The organism is Rhizobium sp. BR 315 (genome assembly GCF_050577975.1).
Classification (GTDB): domain Bacteria; phylum Pseudomonadota; class Alphaproteobacteria; order Rhizobiales; family Rhizobiaceae; genus Rhizobium; species Rhizobium miluonense.
Genome location: NZ_JARWKZ010000063.1, coordinates 22,537 through 28,642, shown reverse-complemented (window position 1 = coordinate 28,642; position 6,106 = coordinate 22,537). Strand labels below are relative to the sequence as shown.

General features: G+C 61.6%; 5 protein-coding genes and 1 pseudogene. 3 read left to right on the top strand and 3 right to left on the bottom strand.

Going from position 1 to position 6,106, the window contains the following annotated elements; all coding sequences use genetic code 11:
- Nucleotides 1-142 (top strand): annotated as a pseudogene (locus tag QD409_RS31390) (IS5/IS1182 family transposase); the annotation flags it as partial.
- 157 nt (nucleotides 143-299) lie between these two features.
- Here QD409_RS31390 and QD409_RS31385 read toward each other — a convergent pair.
- The 3 genes from QD409_RS31385 to QD409_RS31375 form a co-directional block, all read right to left on the bottom strand.
- Entirely contained in the window at nucleotides 300-788 is a 489-nt protein-coding gene (locus QD409_RS31385; RefSeq protein WP_430764632.1) for a GlcG/HbpS family heme-binding protein, read from the bottom strand.
- Nucleotides 789-885: 97 nt separating this feature from the next.
- Nucleotides 886-1,467, bottom strand: coding sequence for a response regulator transcription factor (locus QD409_RS31380; protein ID WP_430764631.1), 582 nt, complete (start codon nucleotides 1,465-1,467; stop codon nucleotides 886-888).
- On the bottom strand, nucleotides 1,464-2,930 hold the full coding sequence (locus QD409_RS31375; protein WP_430764630.1) for a sensor histidine kinase: 1,467 nt from the start codon (nucleotides 2,928-2,930) through the stop codon (nucleotides 1,464-1,466). Before QD409_RS31375 ends, QD409_RS31380 begins: the two co-directional genes overlap by 4 nt.
- A 411-nt stretch (nucleotides 2,931-3,341) precedes the next feature.
- On the opposite strand from QD409_RS31375, the gene QD409_RS31370 reads away from it, so the two are divergent.
- Nucleotides 3,342-3,659 carry a hypothetical protein gene (locus QD409_RS31370; protein WP_092855991.1) on the top strand — a complete coding sequence of 106 codons (318 nt, stop codon included), beginning with the start codon at nucleotides 3,342-3,344 and terminating at the stop codon, nucleotides 3,657-3,659.
- A 281-nt stretch (nucleotides 3,660-3,940) separates the two neighbouring features.
- Complete coding sequence (locus QD409_RS31365) at nucleotides 3,941-6,031, top strand: NAD(P)-binding protein (protein WP_430764629.1); 2,091 nt, start codon at nucleotides 3,941-3,943, stop codon at nucleotides 6,029-6,031.
- Nucleotides 6,032-6,106 lie beyond the last annotated feature (75 nt).

The following is a 6,106-nucleotide window of genomic DNA, read 5'->3' as shown; positions in this document are numbered from 1 at the left end:
CAAGCAACTCCACGGTCACCGATACGCCCGCTTCCGAAGTCTCGTGTGCGTCAGATGCCAGTGCCTGCTGGCTGCCGCCGCCCAGAACATCAAGAAGATCGCAATGGCCCTCACAAAGGCGCCAAAGCCAAGCATGGCCTGAGCAGATCAGGCCGTTTCAACAAAATCGAAACGCCACCTTCTCAAAAGCATCAATCCGCAAACACAAAACCCGCCGAAAATATCGACGGGTTTGTCAGCGGTCTGAGCGCCCGCAGAGCTTGGCTTTGCGGGCGCTTTGTGGTGTTTCCAGCGAAAACTTACTTCAAACGGTCGGCGAACTTGTCGAGCGCCTTGATTGCGCAGGCTTCGTCGAAGTTGCCGCCCGGTGCGCCGCCGACGCCGATCGCGCCGACCGTATCCTTGCCCACCTTCACCGGAACGCCGCCGGCAAGCACCAGGAACCCTGAGATATCGGCGAGGCCACCCGCAGCCGGGTTCTTCTGGACGGTCTCGGCCATGCCGCTGGTCGGGTTGCGCGAGGAGGCAGCGGTGTAGGCCTTGGCGGTCGCAGCATTCGCCGTATGGGCGCCAGCATTTTCGGCGCGGACCAGCGCCAACAGGATGCCGGAACGGTCGGTGACGGCTGCAGCGACGTTGTAGCCATCAGCCGAGCAGGCAGTAACGGCGGCCTGGGCAAGATCGACCGCAAGTGCGGTTCCGAGGCTGGTCTGCTTGACGGTGTTGTCCGCGAGAGCCGGAACGGCGAAGGCGGTGGCGAGGACGAGCGAAAGCACGGCGTTTTTCATTTCGGGAACCTCCAAGGTGTTGCGTTTCCTGAAGGCATATCTAGCCGGAGCATCGTTTTGCCGGAATTCGCACCGTCGCGGAACCATGTCGGTAGGATTACCGATGGGCAGTGAGCCAGATGCGCGTCTGTTCGGCCACAGCTGGCGTGCCGAGCTTCATGGCGATGCTGGCCCGATGGCTGTCTACCGTACGGACGGAGACGTCTAGCGCCGCGGCGATCTCCTTGCTGCCCAGGCCCTTCGAGACAAGTTCGATGACCTCGCGCTCTCTCGCTGTGAGCTGATCCAGTAGCCGTCCGGTCTCCTGCCGCGCCAGCAGCTCAGCGAGTTGGGCCTCGCAGGACGTGATCGCCTCGATCAGCACATGCTCGTCGACGGGCTTGACGAGGAAATCCGCCACCCCGGCCTTGAATGCGCGACGGCAGGCTTCGACGTCGCCGTGACCGGTGATCATGATCGCCGGCCAGCCGATGTTCATTTCAGCCAGTTTCTTTAGAAGCTGCAGCCCGCTGATTGCCGGCATGCGCAGGTCGAGAATCAATACGCCGGGCTTCGCCCTGTCCATATGCGCAAGCAGATGCGCCGCATCCGGAAATGCCGTAACGTTCTTGCCGTAGGTGGAAAGCAGGAGTGACAGCGCCTCACGCACCGAGGCGTCGTCATCGACGAGATAGATCATGCGGCCTCTCCGGATGGCAGACGGATGGTAAAACAGGCGCCGCTGTCGTTCCGCGCCTCGATCGTGCCGTCCATCTTTTCGATCAATCGAACACAGAGCGGCAGACCGAGCCCCATACCATCGGGCTTGGTGGTGAAGAATGGCTCGAAGATGCGGTCGAGCAAGGCAGGATCGATCCCCGGTCCGTTGTCGGAGATCGCAATGATCGCCTGTCCCCTTCCCTTCCGAGCCTCGAGTGCTATGCGCGCCTCCGGTCGGCCGGCGACAGCATCGGCGGCATTGCGGATAAGATTGTGGATGATCTGCTGAAACGAAATGACATCGATCGCAACGATGCAGGGGGCGTCGGCGATCGCTGTGTCGAGTCTGATGCCCTGCTGCGCCAGATCCTTTTCGACGAGACGCAGCGCGCCGTGCAGCGCCTCGGCCAACGTCACTTTCTCGATCCGCGCTTCCGCACCGGAAATATAGGCACGCATACGGTCGAGGATATCGCCTGCCCGCTTCGCCTCACGGATATTGGCGTCCAGCGCCTGTTCGAGAATGTCCGCGCGGTCCAGGGTCAAGGCCCGCCGCGCTGCTTGGCTCTGGCTCAGCATGGCAGCGACCGGCTGGGTCAGCTCATGGGCGATACCCGAAGCCATTTCGCCAAGCGCATTCACCCGGCCAGCATGAGCAAGCCGTGCCTCCTGCTCCAGCAGCGTGGCGCGCAGCTCCTGCCGCCGCTTCTCTCGGCTCGCATTGCGATACTGCACGCCGAGCCAGACCAATATCGCCGATCCAACCAACAGGGGAATCACGAGGCTTACGGGAAAGAGCTCGCCAAGGCGGAAGCTCCGGCTGATCAACAGGTGCAGCGGCTGTCCCGGATTGCTGGCGGAAAGGCTGGTCCTCACGTCCAGAATTGAGGTGCCACTTGTCGCTTGGGTAAAGAGTACGGTATCGCCGAGCGACAGGCTGACGGAGTATCCCGGAGGAATGCGGTCCGTACCCAAAAGCGCGCCGGCGCTGATGCGCAGCCGAAGGAGCCGCCCCGCTTCGACAAGCTTGTATATGTCATAGGCATGCCGCTCCGGAATTGGCCGGATAGTGGTTTCGCCTGGCTTTCCGAGTATGGGCAGATCGCCGGCGGATTGTCCCGCTTCGATGACCGGTCCATTGAGATTGCCGTAGGCAATCGTGCGGGCGGCGGTTCCGTCGATGCGGATCGTCGCGATATCGGTGATGCGGGGATAAAAGGCCGTGACCGACTGGGCGAGCCCCTGAACGCTCGCCGACGGCTCGGCCGGCGACATGCGAATGACAGCAGCAAGTGCCGTCATGTGCGCGTCGTGCTGCGCCAGCTTTTCGGCGAGGAATGTATCCGTCGCCCGCGTCCAGTCAGAAAGCTCGGCGAGCCCGGACCTATATTGAAAAGCAGCCAGCAGGGCGATAGCGAGCGCCCCGGTGAATAGCCAGATCACCAAAGACCCAAGAGAGATGGTCTGCGAAATTGAAAAATGTCTCATCATGGGTGGCATTAAAGCGACGGCTACGCATCCTATTGGCTTACGAAGCGCTTATTCATCACGAGGTGGCGGGCAACCGCAACCGCGAAATGACGTCTCGTCAGATCTCAACTTGATTCTTATCCCGTCAGCCGGCTGCAGCGTGAGAACTGGTCGTGAAAGTATTTTAACTGGATATCCCCGAAGGCACCTGCGGAAACCGATAAAAGTCAATGACCAGCAATCCCCTGTACGATAGATCGGTTAGAAGCCCTACCCGCAAATGAGCTCATCATGCCTGCGGCTAGGACGTCAGGCTCGGGCTAGTTTTGGCAGGTTAAATAGGCAAACTACTTTGTATAGTCTCAACGATTGCAGGAAATTCGGATGAGTGAAATCCAAAACAGAGCGGTAACGGTGGTCGTACAAAAGGAAGGCGATCTTGCGCCGCAGTCATCCTCTTACCGCAGCACGCATTTTCTCAAGAGTGCGCTGGACCTCTATTTCGCCCTCGGTGGCGATGAGAATATGGCCGCCACCCTCGTGAGCAAGGCACGGCGGACCAAGAATCTGCGCGTCGACGCCGCCGTCGCCAACCTGATGATCGAAATCGCCGTTGCCAGCCACCTCAGCGATATCGACATGGTTCAGGCTACATACAATCACATTGATGCCGAGCTCGGCACCGAAAGCCGGCGGAGATAGCGGCAGCAGCCATCTTTCTGTCTGCAACAATAATGACCAAGAACCAGGCCATGCCATCGAAAACGGGCATGGCCTTCTGAGCTTTAGCTGAAGGCCTCAAGCGTCCTGGTTATCCGCTTTCCGGCACTGCGTGCGCTCGCGCGACCGGCGCACGTCGTGCTGCTGGTCCATGAGCTGCATTATATGCGCATATAACAATTCTCTTGCCTGGCTATGCGTTCCCGATATGGTGACCGGCATCCGCTTAGCATGCGGAACACAGCTCTCCAAAATGGCATGACATGTCGCGAGACCCCCGCTTCGATATTCTCTTCCAACCCGTCAAAATTGGCCCCGTCACAGCGCATAACCGCTTCTACCAGGTGCCGCACTGTTCCGGCATGGGCTACCGCTATCCCAATGCTGAAGCCCATCTGCGCGGCATGAAGGCTGAAGGCGGCTGGGCGGTCGTCTCTACCCAGGAAGCAGAGATCCATCCCACCTCGGACCTGACGCCGGCCAACGAAGCGCGCCTTTGGGATGACGGCGACCTGCCGGCGCTTTCCGCCGTCACGGACAGCATCCACACGCATGGCAGCCTTGCCGCCATTCAGCTGGTGCATAACGGCTTGCATGTCGCCAACCGCTTCAGCCGGATGATCCCCCTTGCTCCTTCTCATTCCATCAGCGACAGCCTCGACCCCGTGCAGGCGCGCGCCATGGACAAGACCGACATCGCCGACATGCGCCGCTGGTATCGCAGCGCAGCGCGGCGCGCCAAGAAGGCAGGCTTCGACATCGTCTACCTCTATGCCGGTCACGACATGAGCGTGCTGCAGCACTTCCTGTCCCGCCGCCACAACGACCGCGGCGACGAGTATGGCGGTTCCTTCGAGAACCGGCTCCGCCTGTTCCGCGAGATCATCGACGATACGCGCGAGGCGATCGGCGACACCTGCGCGCTGGCCATCCGCCTTGCGGTTGACGAGCTGCTCGGACCTTCCGGCATCACCTGCGAGGGCGAAGGCAAGGACATTATTTCGGCGCTCGCCGAGCTTCCGGATCTTTGGGACGTCAATCTTTCCGACTGGTCGAACGACAGCCAGACGGCCCGCTTCTCCGAGGAAGGCTACCAGGAGCCCTATATCCGCTTCGTCAAGTCCGTCACCACCAAGCCGGTGGTCGGCGTTGGCCGCTATACCTCGCCGGACAGTATGGTGCGGGCGATCCGGCAAGGCATCCTCGACTTCATCGGCGCCGCGCGCCCGTCGATCGCCGATCCCTATCTGCCGCGCAAGATCGAAGAAGGCCGCATCGACGACATCCGCGAATGCATCGGCTGTAACATCTGTACATCCGGCGACAATACGAACGTGCCGATGCGCTGCACGCAGAACCCGACGATCGGCGAGGAATGGCGGAAGGGCTGGCATCCAGAGATTATCGCAACAGCCACAACACCGGAGCCCGCGCTGATCATCGGCGGCGGGCCGGCGGGGCTTGAAGCGGCACGGGCGCTTGCCCAGCGCGGCGTCGATGTCGTACTGGCGGAAGGCGGCGATGAATGGGGCGGTCGGGTCGCGCGCGAATGTCGACTGCCGGGGCTTGCGACCTGGGGCCGCGTGCGCGACTGGCGCTTCAGCCAGCTCAGCGTCCGTGCCAATGCCGAGCTTTACCTGCACAGCGCGCTTTCGGCCGACGACGTGCTGCAATACCGCATCCCGCATGTGGCGATCGCCACCGGCGCACGGTGGCGTATCGACGGCGTGGGCCGCACCCACCGGCGGCCACTCGCCTTCCTTACGGAAGGTTTGCTTGTCTCTCCCGATGCCATCCTTTCCGCAGGTGCCGAAGCGGTGCCGGCTGATGGCCCGGTCGTCGTCTTCGATGACGACTGCTTCTATATGGGTAGCGTACTGGCTGAATTGCTTGCGAAAACCGGTCGTTCGGTGACCTTCGTCACACCGGAATCCCAGGTTTCTCCCTGGAGCAAGAACACCCTGGAACAGGGTCGGGTGCAGAAGCGCCTCGTCGATCTCGGGGTCCGCATCATGACGGCAAAGGCACTTGCCGGCCGCACGAAAGATCGGCTGGAACTTGCCTGCATCTACAGCGACAAGATCGACACCATCGACTGCGCCGCCTTCGTCCCGGTTACCGCGCGCCTGCCGGACGAGGCGCTGTGGCTGGAGCTGAAAGCCCGCGACGCGGAATGGGCCGACGCCGGCATCCGCACCGTGACCCGCCTCGGCGACTGTCTCGCCCCGGGCCTCATCGCGGCAGCCGTCTATTCCGGCCACCAATATGCCCGCAACTACCAGGACCAGGTTGACCGCGACACAGTCCCGTTCAAGCGCGAGGATATCGCCAGGCTTTACGGACGCCACGCGTAGTACGATCGGCCGCTGGGCGAAACACCGAGCGCCGGTGAATTCACATGGAGTCGGAAAAAGGTCGCCGGAAGGAAA

Coding starts and splice junctions, on each gene's coding strand:
- QD409_RS31385 (WP_430764632.1), bottom strand. CDS start 788: ATGAAAAACGCCGTGCTTTCGCTCGTCCTCGCCACCGCCTTCGCCGTT.
- QD409_RS31380 (WP_430764631.1), bottom strand. CDS start 1,467: ATGATCTATCTCGTCGATGACGACGCCTCGGTGCGTGAGGCGCTGTCA.
- QD409_RS31370 (WP_092855991.1), top strand. CDS start 3,342: ATGAGTGAAATCCAAAACAGAGCGGTAACGGTGGTCGTACAAAAGGAA.
- QD409_RS31365 (WP_430764629.1), top strand. CDS start 3,941: ATGTCGCGAGACCCCCGCTTCGATATTCTCTTCCAACCCGTCAAAATT.